Source organism: Micromonospora sp. 15K316 (assembly GCF_004348525.1).
GTDB lineage: Bacteria > Actinomycetota > Actinomycetes > Mycobacteriales > Micromonosporaceae > Micromonospora.
Genome location: NZ_SMKG01000035.1, coordinates 1 through 14607 on the forward strand (window position 1 = coordinate 1; position 14607 = coordinate 14607).

The following is a 14607-nucleotide window of genomic DNA, read 5'->3' on the forward strand; positions in this document are numbered from 1 at the left end:
GGGCGGTGACTCCGGCGGTGGCGGGGGCTCCTGACCCGCGGCTCCGGCAGAATGCGACGTATGCGCAGCGAAGTGATCACCGTCCAGACCGGTTCCCGGCCCGCCGTCCGGGACATCACCGCCGAGGCGCAGAACTTCGTCTCCGGTGCGGGCGACGGCCTGCTGCACGTCTTCGTGCCGCACGCCACGGCCGGGCTGGCGCTGATCGAGACCGGGTCCGGCTCCGACGACGACCTGCTCACCGCGTTGGACGAACTCCTGCCGACCGACGACCGCTGGCGGCACCGGCACGGGTCACGCGGCCACGGCCGGGACCACGTCCTGCCCGCCCTCGTGCCGCCGTACGCCTCGGTGCCGGTGCTCGGTGGTCGCCTCGCGCTCGGCACCTGGCAGTCGATCTGCCTGGTCGACACGAACGGCGACAACCCGACCCGCCAGGTCCGCTTCTCCTTCCTGCCCGCGTGACCCACCCGTTGCCCACGTCCCGGCAGCCGTGACCGTCCCCTCTGTCACACCCGCGCCGGCCCCCGCGGGGGAGCGCCGGCGTGACTGATCAACTGCGGATCCCCGCACGTAGAGTGGGGGCCATGAGGCAGCAGGGCGCCCCCACCGCCGCTCCCGCGCCGAGTGACCGCTCCGCGCTGGCGGGGGACACGATGCGCCGGATCGTGCACGTCGCCTTCGCGATCCGGCACCAGCAGGACGTCGAGATCGCCGAGCTGGGCCTCACTCCGGCGGTCGCCCGCGCGCTCTACGAGCTCGACCCGGATCGACCGCTGCCGGCCCGCGACCTCGCCGAACAGTTGCAGTGCGACAGGTCCAACGTGACCGCCCTCGTTGACAAGCTGGAGCAGGCCGGCCTGGTGCAGCGCCGCGTCGACCCCACCGACCGCCGGCAGAAGACGCTGGTGGTCACCGGCGCCGGCCGGCTGATGCGGCAGCGGGTACACGAGGTGATGTCGGACTCCCGACTGCTCGACGGGCTCACCACCGCCGAACTGGCCGTGCTGCGTGAGCTGGTGTGGAAGGTCTCCGACGGCGGCCGCCCGCAGGGCTGCGGGACGTAGCGTCAGCGCCGGGGTGGTGTGTGTCCCACTGGGCGCGACGGGCGTGCGTCGGTAATGCTGTCGGACGTGACCACCCCGCAAGATCTCGACGACCGCTTCCGGGAGACCCTGGCCGCGCTGGGCCCGGTCGCGCGCCGACGTGACCCGGCCGAACCGGTCACCGACGGCGCGACGCTGACCGGCGCCCAGGCCCTCGACATCTTCGACGCACAGGTCACCAGCCGGCAGCTGGACCTGGCCGGGCGTTGGCTACGCAGCTTCGGCGAGGGCTTCTACACCATCGGCTCGGCCGGCCACGAGGCCAACGCCGTGGTCGCCGCCGTGCTGCACCCGACCGATCCGGCCCTGCTGCACTACCGCTCCGGAGCGTTCTACTGCGTCCGCGCGGCCCAGGCCGCGTCCGGTCCCACCGTGGCGGGTCCGGCCGGCCCGGTCACCGGCACACCCGGCGACGCCGACGCCGCCCGCCCGTCCGGCACCGGGCGCGACCCGGCCGCGGACGCACCCGACGTGGGCGTGGAACTGTTCGAGGCCACGCGCGACTCGTCGGACGAGCAGCACGACGCGGCGACGCGCGGGGAGGCGCCGGCCGCCGCCGGTCGGGGTCGCGGGACGGACGAGGCCCCGACCGGGACCCCGGCGGCCGGCGCCGGGTGGGAGGCCGCCGACGGCCCTCCGGACGCCGTGGATGGGCCGGCGTGGCCGGAGCGCCCCTGGGTGTACGCCGAGGCGGCCGGGGACGTGCTGCGCGGCATGGTCGCCTCGGCCCGGGAACCGATCGCCGGCGGCCGGCACAAGGTCTTCGGCCACCCCGACCTGGCGGTGGTGCCGACCACGTCCACCATCGCCTCGCACCTGCCCCGGGCCGTCGGCATGGGGCTCGCCGTCGAGCGGCTGCGCCGGTTGGAGACCCGCCGGGCCGGCGAGGTGGACACGGGCGACGAGGCGAGTGGAACCCCGCCCTGGCCGCCCGACTCGATAGTCGTCTGCTCGTTCGGCGACGCCTCGATCAACCATGCCAGCGCCACCGCCGCGTTCAACACCGCGGGCTGGTACGACCACACCGGCCTGCGCATCCCGGTGCTCTTCGTCTGCGAGGACAACGGCCTCGGCATCAGCGTCCGGACGCCGCAGGGCTGGGTGGAGTCCGCGCTGCGGTCCAAGCCGGGCATCCGCTACTTCGCCGCCGACGGCAGCGACCCCGTGCGGGCGTACGCGGCGGCGCAGGAGGCGACCGCCTGGGTGCGCCGGCACCGGCGGCCGGCCGTCCTGCACCTGCGCACCGTCCGGCTGATGGGGCACGCGGGCGCGGACGCCGAGACGGCGTACCGCAGCCCGGCGGAGCTCGCCGCGGACCTCGACCGGGACCCGGTGGCCGCCACGGCTCGGCTGCTGGTCGAGGCGGGTGTGGCCGGCGGCGACGAGTTGCTGGCCCGGTACGACGAGATCGGCTGGCAGGTGCGCCGCGTGGCGGAGGAGGTGATCGGCGAGCCGAAGCTGACGACCCCGGCCGACGTGGTCGCCCCGCTCGCCCCGCGGCGGCCGGCGCGGGTGGCCAGGGCGGTGGCCGACGCCGCCACGCGGGCCGTGGGTCCGGGCGCGGCGGCGCGGACCGAGGCGTTCGGCGGTCGGCTGCCGGAGCTGGCCGGCCCGCTGACCCTGGCGCAGAGCATCAACGCGGCGCTCACCGACGGGATGCTCGACCACGACGAGATGGCGGTCTTCGGCGAGGACGTGGCGGCGAAGGGCGGCGTGTACGGGGTGACGAAGGGGTTGCGCGACCGGTTCGGGCCTGCCCGGGTCTTCGACACCCTGCTCGACGAGACGTCGGTGCTCGGGCTCGGGTTGGGCGCCGGGCTGGCCGGGATGCTGCCGGTGCCCGAGATCCAGTACCTGGCGTACCTGCACAATGCCGAGGACCAGCTGCGCGGTGAGGCGGCCACCATGCAGTTCTTCTCCCAGGGGGCGTACCGCAATCCGATGGTGGTGCGCGTCGCCGGCCTGGCGTACCAGGAGGGCTTCGGCGGGCACTTCCACAACGACAACTCGGTGGCCGTGCTCCGGGACGTTCCCGGCCTGGTGATCGCGGTGCCCGCACGGCCGGACGACGCCGCGCCCATGCTGCGCACCTGCCTGGCCAGTGCGGCCGTGGACGGCAGCGTCTGCGTCTTCCTGGAGCCGATCGCGCTCTACCACACCCGGGACCTCTACGCCGAGGGCGACGGCGAGTGGCTCGCCGGCTACCCGGAGCCGGGCGCCTGGGCGAGCGGGCACGTGCCGATCGGGCGGGCGCGGGTGTACGGCGTGGGCTCCGCCGAGGATCTCACGATCATCACGTTCGGTAACGGCGTACGCCTGTCGTTGCGGGCGGCGGCGGCGCTCGCCGACGAGGGCGTCGGGACCCGGGTGGTGGACCTGCGCTGGCTCGCCCCGCTGCCGGTGGCGGACATCATCCGGGAGGCCTCGGTGACCGGCCGGGTGCTGGTGGTGGACGAGACGCGCCGTTCCGGTGGGGTCGGCGAAGGGGTGATCGCGGCACTGGTAGATGCCGGATATGTCGGTGCGGTGCGGCGAGTGGCCGGAGTTGACTCGTTTGTACCATTAGGTCCGGCCGCGCGTCAGGTTCTGGTCTCCGAAGAAGCCATTACCCAGGGTGCCCGCACACTCCTGGCACGGTAAATTCCGTTCCACCCGGTGCGCCACTTGCGCGGGGAGGCACAACTGTGTGGACTTTGCCTGACGGCGCCGAACCGGCGTCGCGCAGGGACGAGATGAGGAGGCACGCGACAGTGAGCGCGACCGCTGGTCAGGCCGCCGACGGGGTACGCAGCCTGGCGGACCGGTTCGGGATCGAACCGGGCATGGTCGTCATGGAGATGGGGTACGACGACGACGTCGACCACGACCTCCGCGACGCCCTGACTGACCGCTCTGGAGAGCTGGTCGACGAGGACACCGACGAGGTGGTCGACGCGGTGCTGGTCTGGTACCGCGACGGCGACGGTGATCTCTTCGAACTTCTCGTCGACGCCCTCGGCCCGCTGGCCGACAACGGGGTCGTCTGGCTGCTCACGCCGAAGGCGGGGCGCGAGGGACACGTCGAGCCGAGCGAGATCGCCGAGTCCGCCCCCACCGCCGGCCTCCAGCAGACCTCGACGGTCAACGCCGGCCGGGACTGGAGCGCCGCGCGCCTCGTCCTGCGCCGCGGGGCCAAGAACAAGAAGTAGCGGCCCCGGCCGCCCGTCGCGCTCTTGGACGACGGCGGCCACCCGGTCGCCCGGCGGTACCGCCGCCGGGCGTGGCTCGTGCCGTCCCGACGCGAGGAGTTCACGCATGCCGACAGCGGTCGGCGCCGAGGCGCCGGACTTCGTGCTGAAGGACCAGAACAACCAGGAGGTACGGCTCTCCGACTTCCGCGGCCGGCGCACCGTGCTGCTGGTCTTCTACCCGCTCGCCTTCACCGGCATCTGCCAGGGTGAGCTGGCGGAGATCCGCGACAACCTCGACGAGTACGTCAACGACGATGTCCAGGTGCTCACCGTCAGCGTCGACTCGGTCTACAGCCACAAGGTCTGGGCCGACCGCGAGGGCTACCACTTCCCGATGCTCGCCGACTTCTGGCCGCACGGCGCGGTGGCCCAGGCGTACGGCGTCTTCAACGAGGTCGCCGGCGTCGCCAACCGGGGCACCTTCGTGATCGACGAGACCGGTGTCGTCCGGTACGCCGAGATGACCATGCCGGGGGAGCCGCGCGACCAGCACGCCTGGCGCAAGGCGTTGGCCGAGACCGCCGGCTGACCGTTCCGGCCACGCCGTGCGACCGGGCCGGCGGCGAGCAGGTAAACTTGCCAGCCACCGGCCCGCCGCACGGGGCGTTCCGGGCGCGTAGCTCAGTGGGAGAGCACTCGCCTTACAAGCGAGGGGTCGCAGGTTCGAAACCTGCCGCGCCCACCCCTTGACGACCAGGCAATACCCGCCCGAACCCAGGGTTGTTGCCTGGGGTGGACGGGTGCCCGACCCGAGCAGAACACCTGCCGACCCGGCGCCGCCGACGAGCCCGCCGACCAGCTGGACATCTTCGTTCAGACAGCCCCTCACGAGGGCGGCGTCAGGCGCTTGCCCATGCTGAGGTCGTCGACGTAAGCGCCGTCGATCAGAAACTCGTCGACGTATCGGCCTTCGACGGCATAACCGTGCTGTTCGTAGAGGCGTACGGCACCGGTGTTGGTTGCCAGGACACGCAGTCCGACCTTCTTCGCGCCTTGCGCGCCGGCAAGGCGTTCGGCGGCTGAGAGCAGGGCCGAGGCGATACCCATCCGGCGGGCTTGCTCGGCCACCATGAGGTTCCACAGGCCGAAGACGTGAGCCCCCTCCGGGAACCGGGTCGTTTGGTGGGTACTCACGGTGCCGACGATCTGGCGGCCGAGAGCGGCGACCAGGTGGGTTTCGGGCTTCCGTCGGTCGTCGAAGTACGCCGATCGCTCCTCGGCCCGGGTGGAGGGAAGCCCGGACCCGGCGGTCCACGCCGCACGGTCGAGGGCGAGGAGAGCGGCGTCGTCCTCCGCTGTGGCGGGCCGCACCAGGGGCATCCAGTCGACGGTGAGCGTGTCCCTGGTCGCGAATCGCAGCAGGTGGCGGGCGATGGTGTCCTCCACCGCCGCGATCGCGTCCGCCGCGCCGGCTTTGACGATCATGTCGAAGTGGTCGGTCGAGGCCACGAGCAGGCAGCTGCCGAGGCTGAACATGATGGAATCGCGTTCCTCGTCGAGTTCGGTGGGCACCTTGCGCCCCATGTGTGAGACCAGTTGCTTGATGTAGCGGTGGGGGCGGTCGGTGACGACGCGTGCGGTCGAGTAGAGCATCTGATGCCTTTCCGGCAGTCGTGAGTTCGGAGTTGGGCAGTGGTGCCGATCAGGCAGAGACGACTGCATCGGCCACCCGGGCGGGGCGGCTGTTCTCTGCCGAACGTTGACGGTCGGAAGAATCACGTAGCGCGGCCTCGACCCGGCGGTTGCTGGTCATGGTGGCCGTGACGGCGGTCATGGCGAGGAGGAGGCCGGCGGCGGCGTAGAGCGGGGTGCGCACGTCGTAGGTGGTGGCCAGCCAGCCACCGAGGAAGGCGCCGAACGGGGCGGCGCACATGGCGAGCATCCGGGAGGTGGAGGCGACCCGACCCATCAGGTTTGCCGGGACGATCGCCTGCCGCAGGGAGGGTGCGAGCACCATCGTGGCACCCATGCCCGCCCCGCAGACGGCGAGCGCGAGCCCGGCCACGTACGGATTCGGGGCGGCGGCCAGCCCCAGGATGGCAAGTCCCTCGACCGCGGCCGTGACGGTCAGCGCGGTGCCGGTGCCGAGTCGCCGGCCGAGGAAGGTGGCGATGCCCGCCCCGAGCAGACCGCCGGTGGCCTCCGCCGTGAGGAGCAGGCCGAAGCCGTAGGTGTCGATGCCGAGGCGGTCGTGCGCGAAGAGGGCGAGGACGGTCTCCACGGCGAGGAAGGCGATGTTCCCGACCGCCGGGCGGAGCGCGAGCCCGAGTAGCAACCGATCCCGGAAGACGTACGAGGCACCGGCTCGCGCCTGCCGAAGCAGCGACTCTCGGACCTCCGGCACGGGCCGGGGCATGGCGGGCAGCGACCGTACGAGCAGGGCGGAGAGCGCGAACGACACCGCGTCGGCGAGCAGCGGAACCGCCCGCCCGAGCGCGAGCAGCGCACTGCCCGCAGGCGGCCCCGCGAAGCCGGACATGGCGGTCTGGGCGCCACGCAAGCGGGAATTGGCGCGCTCCAGGAGTGCGGGATCGCGGCGGAGCAGATCCGGCAGATAGGCGGTGGCGGCCGTGTCGAAGAAGAGCCCGCCGAGGCCGAGCAGGAAGGCGACGGCCGCGAGCAGCGGCACGTTCAGCATGTCGAGCGCGGCGGCGGCCGCCGGTATCGCGAGCAGCACCGCACGCGCGGTGTCCGCGATCCACATCGTGCGTCGGCGGTCCCAGCGGTCCACCAGCGCACCGCCGAGCACGCCGAAGAGCAGCCAGGGCAGCGTCCCGGCGGCCGCGACGACGGCGAGCGCCATCGGATCCCGCGTCACCGTCAATGCGAGCAGCGGCAGGGCGGCATGCATCACCCCGTCACCGAGCGACGACACCGTCTGTGCGGTCCACAACCGTCCGAACCCGGTTGGCAGCTTCCTCGCGTCTGAGGTCATTTGGCCTCCCCCTCGGCCTGCTGGCCCCGCGCCGGGTGGAACAGTGCGAAGACGAGTGACGCGTCCGGCAGCGCCGGATCCGACAGCTCCCGGTACTCGTCCGCCAGTGCCTGCAGCCGCGCTCCCAGCTCCGCGAACTGCTCCTCGGTGAGCCGCAGATGCGCCATCCGTACCTGCCGCCCCTCCACCGGCGACGCCTCCAGGTCCGCCACCGCATGGCGCATCAGCACATCCGGCCCGCCCTCGCCCGGATCCGGCAGCACGATCGACCGCGCGGCCATCGCGTAGTACCGCTCGGTGACACCGCGCACCTTCCGCGTCCGTACCACCTTCACCAGGCCGGCCCGCTCCAGCAGCCGCACGTGATAGCTGGAGCTGCCCTTCGCGAGGCCCACCCGCTCGGCGATCTGGGTGATGGTCGCGGGCTCGAAGCGGAGCACGGCCATGATCCGGTGACGGGTGAGGTTGGAGACGGCACGTAGCTGCTCGTGCGTGGTGACGTGGAACGTCTCGGGAAGCTCGTCGGTAGGCATGCGAGCAATGGTCAACGATTCTTGACCATTGCGCAAGGGGGTTCCGTGCGGTCTTTCCGGGGTCCCGCCAAGGTCAGCAGTCGGCCCCTCTTTCTCGTCCAGCCGTTCGGGTCAGGCAGCGCACGCAGCGAGCCGGAGTCCCTACGGCCCCTCCTCCGTCCGCTCCGGGTGCATCTCCCCGGGTGCCACGGGGCGGCCGGGGATGTTGATGCACAGCTGTCCCGGCTCGGCACCGCAGACCGGGCAGGGGCGGTACGACTCGACGGGCCCCGGATCGAGCTCCCTCGCCTGGGCCGACCGGGCGATCTCCTCGGCCGCCCGGTGCAGCTCGAGGTCCCGGTGCCGCACGGCAGCCTCGTGAATGCGGCGAAGTGCGCGTCGGGCCCGCTCCGGTGGGTCGGTCATCCGAACGGCCTTCCCGCTCTGCCGACCGGCACACGCTCAGTCCCTCTTCCGTGGAAGCGCACGACGGCCACTTCTCGGCGACCACCACGTGGTGACGGCGCTGCGCGCAGTTCCACAGCTGCCCCGCCCGCCCGACGCCGATATCATGATCAGCTCCAGCGCCGACTGCGAACAGGGCCGGCCAAGCCCCTGCGTCGACCGTCTGCGAAGGGCTGGAGTGCTCCGACGCTGATTTCGGCCTTGCGGAATTCACCGATGGTGGTGACCTGAGGCCGCTCGAACTGGTTCCCGGCGGATTCTGCGCTCGGCCGGCCTTCTTCGACTTGACGACGCTCCCGGATGGGGGCCTCGGTGCGGTGGTCACCTGTGACGAGGCGGATGAGAGGCTCGCGGTCCGAATCGACGGCCAGCAGCTCGTCAGGCTCGCTTCCCTGGGCGCGAACCGGCTCATCGATTGGAACCCCGACATGCGGACAGGCTGGCTGGAGTCGGTGACTGGCTACTGCAGAGGAGTGGGTCTGTTCCAGAACGGAGAGGCTTTGCCCTTTCCTCCCTACCACCACAGCGACGTCCTCGAAATGGATCTGGAGGCGGCTTTCACGAAAGGGAAGACCTGCGCCGAGTCCGGACGTGCCGGTTTCGCGGATGTCGCGCCGACGGGAAGTTGTATTTGCCGGCGTCCGACAGTGCGATGGGTCGGTCCGAAGACCCGGATGCGCCGTGGCAGCCGTTCGTCTTCGATTCTCGTTCGCGTCAGTTGCGGAAGGTCGGGCCCGAGTTGACGAGCCCGTACGACCTGGCGGTGGTGCCGAGGAGTGGTTCGGTGGTCGTGACAGGTGCGAGGGGGCGGCGTAAGGGAGCTTGGTTGGTGTCTTCCGAGGACGGGAAAGCCCAGCTCATCGCCGCCGGCGATTTCTATGCCGTGGCGGCGGCGCTCGATGGAAGCCGGGTAGCCGTCGTCCTTAGCGTCGGCGGTAGGGACGGGGTGGTGGAGGTCAAGGTCTAGTAGACGAGCGACTCCGTCGTTTCCTTCGCCGCTGAAGACGGCAGCCCCGGCCGTTCACGGTCCGTGCACCGCCGGCGCCTAGCATGATCAGGTGGACAAGGTGCAGGTTCGGCGGCTTCCGGTGACCGCGCCGCCCCTCCCCGACGAGGGCGGGCGGATCCGGTCGCCGGCGGGCGAGTTCGCCCGGATCGTCAACGGCGAAACCTACCGTTACCTCGCCTATCTGGAGTTCCGGCCGGAGACCGGCAGGCCCCGCGGGAACCACTACCACGAGCGCAAGATTGAGATCCTCTACGTGATCAGCGGACGGCTCCGGGCCGGGTACGAGGACCTGGAGTCCGGCGAGCGCAGCCAGGCGACCCTGGAGGCCGGTGACCTCGTCACCGTCCTTCCGCGCTGCGCCCACGTCTACCACGCCGACGGGCCCGCCCAGGCCGTCGAGCTCGCCGCCGAGCCGTACGACCCGGACGACGTCCACCCGTACGAGGTCGGCGACCTCGCCTGACCGGCCCGAATCCGGCGCCGGCGGTGGTCAGCCGTCGCGGAGCGCGTCGTCGACGCCCGGATCACGCGGGCCGAGGCGGTCCGGGTCCCGGCCGGAGAACAGGTCCAGCGCCGCCTTCACGCACGCGCCGTACTCGCGGAGGGAGCTGACCCGCCACCGCTGGGCGTGCTGCCGTCTGGCCGTCTCATCGCCCACGCCGTTGGCGTCGATGCCGAGGCGCCGGCACAGCGCCACGGCCCGGGGCAGGTGGAACGACTGGGTCACCACCGTCGCGCGCTCCACTCCGAAGATCCGCTTCGCTCGCGCGCACGAGTCGTACGTGTCGAACCCGGCCCGGTCCAGCACCACCTTCCGCGCCGGCACACCCCGGTCGACGAGCCAGCGCCGCATCGCGCCGGGTTCGTCGTAGTCGGCGTCCATGTTGTCGCCGGAGACCAGGACCGCCCGCACCTTGCCGGCCTTGAAGAGCCGCCGGGCGAGATCCAGCCGGGCGGCGAGGAACGGTGACGGTCTGCCGGTCGCGTCCACCTTGGTGCCCAGCACCAGGGCGACCGGCGCGTCGGGCACGGCGGCCTCGTCGTAGAGGTGGCCGTCCGCTCCGCCGCGGATCCACACCACGCTCGCCAGCGTCCCGCCGCCGAGCAGTACCGCGGCGACGACCGCCGCCACGAGCATCCGGCGGACCAACCGCCGATGCTCCCTGCGCCACCGCCCGGCCGCGCCGATCCGCCCCCGCATGCCGCGGAATTATTCCGGTCGCCCGGCTCCGGCGTCGGGCGGGCCGCGCAAGATCATCCGATAATGACCGGGTGGCACTGGACTTCCCCGAACCCACCGCGCCGGCCGCCGGCCGCGCCGAGGTGTTCCTGCGCTACCTCGACTACTTCCGGGAGGGTGTGGTGGCGAAGCTCTCCGCGTTGCCGGAGGCCGAGCTGCGCCGCAGTTCGCTGCCGTCCGGATGGACGCCGCTGGAGCTGGCCAAGCACCTGCGCTACGTGGAGCTGCGCTGGATCGAATGGGGCTTCCAGGGGCGCGACGTCGGCGACCCGTGGGGCGACCGGCGCGAAGAGCGGTGGTACGTCGCGCCGGAGGAGACCCGCGAGCAGCTGCTGGCCGCGCTGCGTGCACAGGGCGCACACACCCGCGCGGTGGTGGCGGGCACCGGGCTCGACGTGCACGGGGCGCCGAGCGAGCGCTGGGCGGGCGCCGAGCCGCCACCGCTGGAGCGGGTGCTCTTCCACCTCCTGCAGGAGTACGCCCGCCATCTCGGGCACCTGGACATCGTGACGGAGCTGGCGGGCGGCCCGGTCGGCGAGTAGCCGGCGGGCCGACGTGCCGGAGGCCGGCCGGAAAATCACTGGCAGCGCCGGCACGGGGCCAGGAGGCTGTCGCCTGATGCTGCACGAGAACGAGATCCGGGTCGACGAGGACGTCGTCCGGGCACTGCTGAAGGACCAGCGGCCGGAGTGGGCCGATCTGCCCGTCGCCTTCGCCGGGGCGGGGACGGACAACACCATGTACCGGCTCGGTGACGAGCTGCTGGTACGGCTGCCGCGTACCCGGGAGAAGGCGGACGCGCTCCGGAAGGAGCGCGCCTGGCTCCCTCGGCTGGCGCCGCGGCTTCCCTGCCGCGTCCCGGAGCCGGTCCATGCCGGGGAGCCGGCCGCCACGTTCCCGGTCGCCTGGGCGGTGTACCGCTGGATCGACGGTGAGGTCGTCGGCCCGGCCTGCGTCACCGACTGGGCGACCTTCGGGCGGGACCTCGCGGCGGCCGTACGGAGCCTGCACTCCACCGACCTGATGGGCGCGACCCGCGCGGGCGAACTCAGCTGGTACCGCGGTGGCGCCCTGGAGCCGTGCGACGGCTGGGTGAGCCGGAGCTTCGCGGACTGCCGAGGCATCGGCGACCTCGACCTGGACGTCGCGACGCTGGAACGGATGTGGCGGGACGCGCTCGGCCTGCCCGAGCCGACCGGCCGGCAGGTGTGGCTCCACGGGGACCTGCGGCCCGCCAACCTCCTGGCGTACCAGGGCCGGCTGCACGCGATCATCGACTTCGGCGGTCTCTCGGTCGGCCACCCCGACGCCGAGCACGCCCCCGTGTGGGATCTTCCCGCCGCGGCCAGGGCGGCCTACTGGGACGGCACGAGGCTCGACGAGGTGACGTGGCTGCGGGCGCGCGCCTGGGCGGTCGCCGTGGCGGTCAGCGGAATCTCCTACTACTGGGACAGCTATCCGGCGTTCGTACGCGAGTGTCTGGCCCGGCTGACGGAGATCCTGGACGACGCGCGGGGTCGCTGACCCGCGCACGGGTGGCGGCTCGCCCGCCCGATCAGCCGACGACGGGACTGCGCCGCTCGATGAGCGTCACGTCGCGCCAGGTGCCGTGGTGGCGGCCGATGCGCCGGCGGGTGCCGACGGCGCGGAACCCGCAGGCCGTGTGCAGCGCGAGGCTGGCCGTGTTCTCCGGGAAGACCCCGGACTGGATGGTCCAGATCCCGGCGCGTTCGGTGGAGGCGATCAGCGCCTCCAGCAGGGTGCGGCCGACGCCCCGACCGTGGGCGTCGGGGTGTACGTACACGGAGTGCTCGACGACGCCGGCGTAGACGCACCGGTCGGAGACGGGGGAGCAGGCCACCCAGCCGAGGACCCGGCCGGTCGGGTCGACGGCGACCCACCGGTGCCCGGGCAGCCGGGTGGCCGTGAACCGGTCCCAGGTGGGCGGCTCGGTCTCGAAGGTGGCGTCGCCGGTGGCGATGCCGAGCCGGTAGATGGCGAGTACGGCGTCCGCGTGCCGGTCGTCCATCGCGACGACGGTGATCCCGGCGGAACTGCTGCTCATCGGGCCTCCTCCCACCGGCCGAGGGTACGTCGCCTAGCGGCGGGTCCGGCGCCGGCGGACCAGCCCCGCGGCACCGGCCCGGGGTGGCCGGCGGGGCGGAACGGCGGGGGTCCGCTCCGGTGCGGGCAGGGTCGGCGGCACGCTCCTGCCCGGCCGCAGCCGACCCAGCACCCCGCCGAGCAGCCGTTCGATGCCCCCGGTCACCCGGGTGACCACGATCGTCGAGAGCACGGTCGTGGCGGCGCCGACGAGCCAGGCGGCCGGCCCCCAGGAGAAGAAGTCGTCGAGGCTGCGTCCGAGCGGGTTGCGCAGCCACGGAGCCCGTACGGTGACCAGCACCGACTCGCTCTCCGCGTCCAGCGGCACGGTGGCGGTCTCCTGGCGACGCGGGGCGTCCACGAGCCCCTGCGGCGCCGGGGCGATCACCCCGAGTGCGCCCTTCGGCGCGGTGATCGTCAGCGAGCCGTCGCCCGGCATCAGCCGTACGCCGTCGGGCCGGCGGCCGAGGGTGATCGGCAGTTCGACCTCGGCGAAGGCGGGGGACGCCGCCCGTGCCGGGGTCTCCCGGCTGCGCCGGTAGACGGAGACGCCGTCGACCGTCCGGTCGAGTCGCCAGCCGAATCCGGTGACCCAGCCGGCGTCGGGGCCCAGTTCCGCACCGCTGATCTCCTCGTCGAGCCGGAGCGTGCGGCCGTCCAGCACCGCCTCGGCGCGGTAGGCCACGGTCTCGATCTTCTCGGGTGCCGCACCCGGGTCGGGCCCTTCGTCCGATGCGGCGCCCAGACGCACGGCGACCGCCGAGAGCACGCCGGCCAGGCCGACGAGCACGACGGTCACCGTCAGGGCCACCCGCCGCCGCCGGAGGATCCCGACGAGCACCGGCAGCAGCGCGCCGACGGCGACCGCGACGATCAGCAGCGGTAGACGCCAGAGGATGCCGGCGCCCACGGCGGCGAGGACCACGACGAGCCCGCCCAGCACCCACCAGGTCACCGGCGCGGGCCCGGCGGCGTCGCGCCGTGCTGGTGCCTCGGTCGCCATGAACCTGCCTTCCGGGTACGGCCGCGGACTGTCGCGCTGACACGCTAGGGCCACCGGCCGACGGCCACAAGGCCGCCCGGTGGGGGAGTGTCCATACAGGATGAACCCGCTCGGCGGCGGACGCCGGGAGGCCGGGCGCGGCGGCTGTTCCCGCCTCGCTCGGCCCCGCGCTCAGCTGGTGAAGCCGCCGTCCACGTTGACGACCGCGCCGGTCACGTAACCCGCCTCGGGCGCGGCCAGGTGCGCGACGGTGGCCGCGATGTCGGCGGGCCGGGCGTAGCGGCCCAGCGCGGTGAAGCCGGCGATCGCCGCGGCGTTCGGGCCGTCGGCCGGGTTGCTGTCGGTGTCGGTCGGCCCCGGATTGACCAGGTTGACAGTGATACCGCGTGGACCCAGCTCCCGCGCCAGGCCCCGGGTCAGCCCGGCCAGCGCGGTCTTGCTCATCGAGTAGAGCGCGAGCCCGGGGAAGACGGCTCGTTCGCCCACGTTGCTGCCGATGCTGATGATCCGTCCGCCCTCGGCGAGGTGCCGTGCGGCCGCCCGGGCGGCCACGTACGAGCCGCGGATGTTGACGGCGATGGTCTGCTCCAGCTCGTCCGAGCCCAGCTCGTCGACCGCGCCGACCAGGAAGACCGCGGCGTTGTTCACCAGGATGTCCAGCCTGCCGAGCACGATCGCCGTCCGATCGACCGCACCCTGGATCGCCACCGGGTCGGCGCTGTCCGCGTGGACGGCCAGCGCCCGCCGGCCCAGTGACTGGATCTCCTTCACCACCGTCGCGGCCTGTTCCGCGCTCTGCCGGTAGGTGAGTGCCACGTCCGCGCCGTCCTGAGCGAGGCGCAGCGCGATCCCCGCCCCGATGCCTCGCGCGCCGCCGGTGACCAGGGCTACCTTGCCCTCCAACGTTTTCGTCATGCACCGATCCTCGGCTCGGCGCGGGCTCCGGTCTGGCGGCGATCGGACGCCTCGTCCAGAACCCACCGCCAGGTCCGGTTCCCGCCACC

General features: G+C 72.8%; 17 protein-coding genes and 1 tRNA gene. 10 read left to right on the top strand and 8 right to left on the bottom strand.

From position 1 onward, the window contains the following. The first annotated feature begins 60 nt into the window (after positions 1-60). The 6 genes from E1211_RS10575 (at position 61) to E1211_RS10600 (ending at position 5018) form a co-directional block, all read left to right on the top strand. Entirely contained in the window at positions 61-465 is a 405-nt protein-coding gene (locus E1211_RS10575; protein ID WP_187398752.1) for a secondary thiamine-phosphate synthase enzyme YjbQ, read from the top strand. 122 nt (positions 466-587) lie between these two features. Then, a complete protein-coding gene (locus tag E1211_RS10580; RefSeq protein WP_132347931.1) occupies positions 588-1067 on the top strand; it encodes a MarR family winged helix-turn-helix transcriptional regulator in 480 nt (159 codons plus the stop codon). Between the two features lie 198 nt (positions 1068-1265). Further along, positions 1266-3746, top strand: coding sequence for a thiamine pyrophosphate-dependent enzyme (locus E1211_RS10585; protein ID WP_371686144.1), 2481 nt, complete (start codon positions 1266-1268; stop codon positions 3744-3746). 110 nt (positions 3747-3856) lie between these two features. Continuing rightward, positions 3857-4294, top strand: coding sequence for a DUF3052 domain-containing protein (locus tag E1211_RS10590; RefSeq protein WP_132347935.1), 438 nt, complete (start codon positions 3857-3859; stop codon positions 4292-4294). 106 nt (positions 4295-4400) lie between these two features. Continuing rightward, positions 4401-4865 carry a peroxiredoxin gene (locus E1211_RS10595; RefSeq protein WP_132347937.1) on the top strand — a complete coding sequence of 155 codons (465 nt, stop codon included), beginning with the start codon at positions 4401-4403 and terminating at the stop codon, positions 4863-4865. Between the two features lie 81 nt (positions 4866-4946). Then, positions 4947-5018, top strand: a tRNA-Val gene (locus E1211_RS10600). Positions 5019-5161: 143 nt separating this feature from the next. On the opposite strand, the gene E1211_RS32965 is transcribed toward E1211_RS10600, so the two are convergent. The 4 genes from E1211_RS32965 to E1211_RS10620 form a co-directional block, all read right to left on the bottom strand. After that, the gene (locus tag E1211_RS32965) at positions 5162-5929 is read right to left on the bottom strand and encodes a GNAT family N-acetyltransferase (protein WP_207915326.1); all 768 of its coding nucleotides are present in this window, start codon (positions 5927-5929) and stop codon (positions 5162-5164) included. A gap of 49 nt (positions 5930-5978) precedes the next feature. Then, positions 5979-7271 carry an MFS transporter gene (locus E1211_RS10610; RefSeq protein ID WP_132347941.1) on the bottom strand — a complete coding sequence of 431 codons (1293 nt, stop codon included), beginning with the start codon at positions 7269-7271 and terminating at the stop codon, positions 5979-5981. Beyond that, a complete protein-coding gene (locus tag E1211_RS10615; RefSeq protein WP_132347943.1) occupies positions 7268-7804 on the bottom strand; it encodes a transcriptional regulator in 537 nt (178 codons plus the stop codon). Before E1211_RS10615 ends, E1211_RS10610 begins: the two co-directional genes overlap by 4 nt. 141 nt (positions 7805-7945) lie before the next feature. After that, positions 7946-8209 carry a hypothetical protein gene (locus tag E1211_RS10620; protein ID WP_132347945.1) on the bottom strand — a complete coding sequence of 88 codons (264 nt, stop codon included), beginning with the start codon at positions 8207-8209 and terminating at the stop codon, positions 7946-7948. Between the two features lie 868 nt (positions 8210-9077). Here E1211_RS10620 and E1211_RS32430 point away from each other — a divergent pair. Continuing rightward, positions 9078-9215, top strand: coding sequence for a hypothetical protein (locus tag E1211_RS32430; protein ID WP_165947223.1), 138 nt, complete (start codon positions 9078-9080; stop codon positions 9213-9215). A 91-nt stretch (positions 9216-9306) separates the two neighbouring features. Further along, positions 9307-9720, top strand: a complete 414-nt coding sequence (locus tag E1211_RS10625; RefSeq protein WP_132347947.1) for a cupin domain-containing protein — start codon at positions 9307-9309, stop codon at positions 9718-9720. Between the two features lie 27 nt (positions 9721-9747). On the opposite strand, the gene E1211_RS10630 is transcribed toward E1211_RS10625, so the two are convergent. Beyond that, a complete protein-coding gene (locus E1211_RS10630; protein ID WP_132347949.1) occupies positions 9748-10458 on the bottom strand; it encodes a vancomycin high temperature exclusion protein in 711 nt (236 codons plus the stop codon). A gap of 71 nt (positions 10459-10529) precedes the next feature. Between E1211_RS10630 and E1211_RS10635 the strand changes: the two genes are divergently transcribed. Together E1211_RS10635 and E1211_RS10640 are read left to right on the top strand one after the other, a co-directional pair. After that, positions 10530-11039 (top strand): DinB family protein, encoded by a 510-nt coding sequence (locus E1211_RS10635; protein ID WP_132347951.1) that lies wholly within the window; start codon positions 10530-10532, stop codon positions 11037-11039. Positions 11040-11115: 76 nt separating this feature from the next. Then, complete coding sequence (locus E1211_RS10640) at positions 11116-12021, top strand: aminoglycoside phosphotransferase family protein (RefSeq protein WP_207915327.1); 906 nt, start codon at positions 11116-11118, stop codon at positions 12019-12021. A 31-nt stretch (positions 12022-12052) separates the two neighbouring features. Here the strand turns inward: E1211_RS10640 and E1211_RS10645 are convergent, their stop codons facing one another. The 3 genes from E1211_RS10645 to E1211_RS10655 all read right to left on the bottom strand — a co-directional run bounded on the left by E1211_RS10645 (position 12053) and on the right by E1211_RS10655 (position 14518). Further along, a complete protein-coding gene (locus E1211_RS10645; RefSeq protein ID WP_132347953.1) occupies positions 12053-12562 on the bottom strand; it encodes a GNAT family N-acetyltransferase in 510 nt (169 codons plus the stop codon). Positions 12563-12595: 33 nt separating this feature from the next. Beyond that, on the bottom strand, positions 12596-13603 hold the full coding sequence (locus E1211_RS10650; RefSeq protein ID WP_132347955.1) for a hypothetical protein: 1008 nt from the start codon (positions 13601-13603) through the stop codon (positions 12596-12598). A gap of 171 nt (positions 13604-13774) precedes the next feature. Beyond that, the gene (locus tag E1211_RS10655) at positions 13775-14518 is read right to left on the bottom strand and encodes an SDR family oxidoreductase (protein WP_132347957.1); all 744 of its coding nucleotides are present in this window, start codon (positions 14516-14518) and stop codon (positions 13775-13777) included. Between the last annotated feature and the right edge of the window lie 89 nt (positions 14519-14607).

Excerpts from the sequence above, each read along its gene's own strand:
- E1211_RS10575 (WP_187398752.1), top strand. The coding sequence starts at position 61 with ATGCGCAGCGAAGTGATCACCGTCCAGACCGGTTCCCGGCCCGCCGTC.
- E1211_RS10580 (WP_132347931.1), top strand. The coding sequence starts at position 588 with ATGAGGCAGCAGGGCGCCCCCACCGCCGCTCCCGCGCCGAGTGACCGC.
- E1211_RS10595 (WP_132347937.1), top strand. The coding sequence starts at position 4,401 with ATGCCGACAGCGGTCGGCGCCGAGGCGCCGGACTTCGTGCTGAAGGAC.
- E1211_RS32965 (WP_207915326.1), bottom strand. The coding sequence starts at position 5,929 with ATGCTCTACTCGACCGCACGCGTCGTCACCGACCGCCCCCACCGCTAC.
- E1211_RS10610 (WP_132347941.1), bottom strand. The coding sequence starts at position 7,271 with ATGACCTCAGACGCGAGGAAGCTGCCAACCGGGTTCGGACGGTTGTGG.
- E1211_RS10615 (WP_132347943.1), bottom strand. The coding sequence starts at position 7,804 with ATGCCTACCGACGAGCTTCCCGAGACGTTCCACGTCACCACGCACGAG.
- E1211_RS10620 (WP_132347945.1), bottom strand. The coding sequence starts at position 8,209 with ATGACCGACCCACCGGAGCGGGCCCGACGCGCACTTCGCCGCATTCAC.
- E1211_RS10630 (WP_132347949.1), bottom strand. The coding sequence starts at position 10,458 with ATGCGGGGGCGGATCGGCGCGGCCGGGCGGTGGCGCAGGGAGCATCGG.
- E1211_RS10640 (WP_207915327.1), top strand. The coding sequence starts at position 11,116 with ATGCTGCACGAGAACGAGATCCGGGTCGACGAGGACGTCGTCCGGGCA.
- E1211_RS10645 (WP_132347953.1), bottom strand. The coding sequence starts at position 12,562 with ATGAGCAGCAGTTCCGCCGGGATCACCGTCGTCGCGATGGACGACCGG.
- E1211_RS10650 (WP_132347955.1), bottom strand. The coding sequence starts at position 13,603 with ATGGCGACCGAGGCACCAGCACGGCGCGACGCCGCCGGGCCCGCGCCG.
- E1211_RS10655 (WP_132347957.1), bottom strand. The coding sequence starts at position 14,518 with ATGACGAAAACGTTGGAGGGCAAGGTAGCCCTGGTCACCGGCGGCGCG.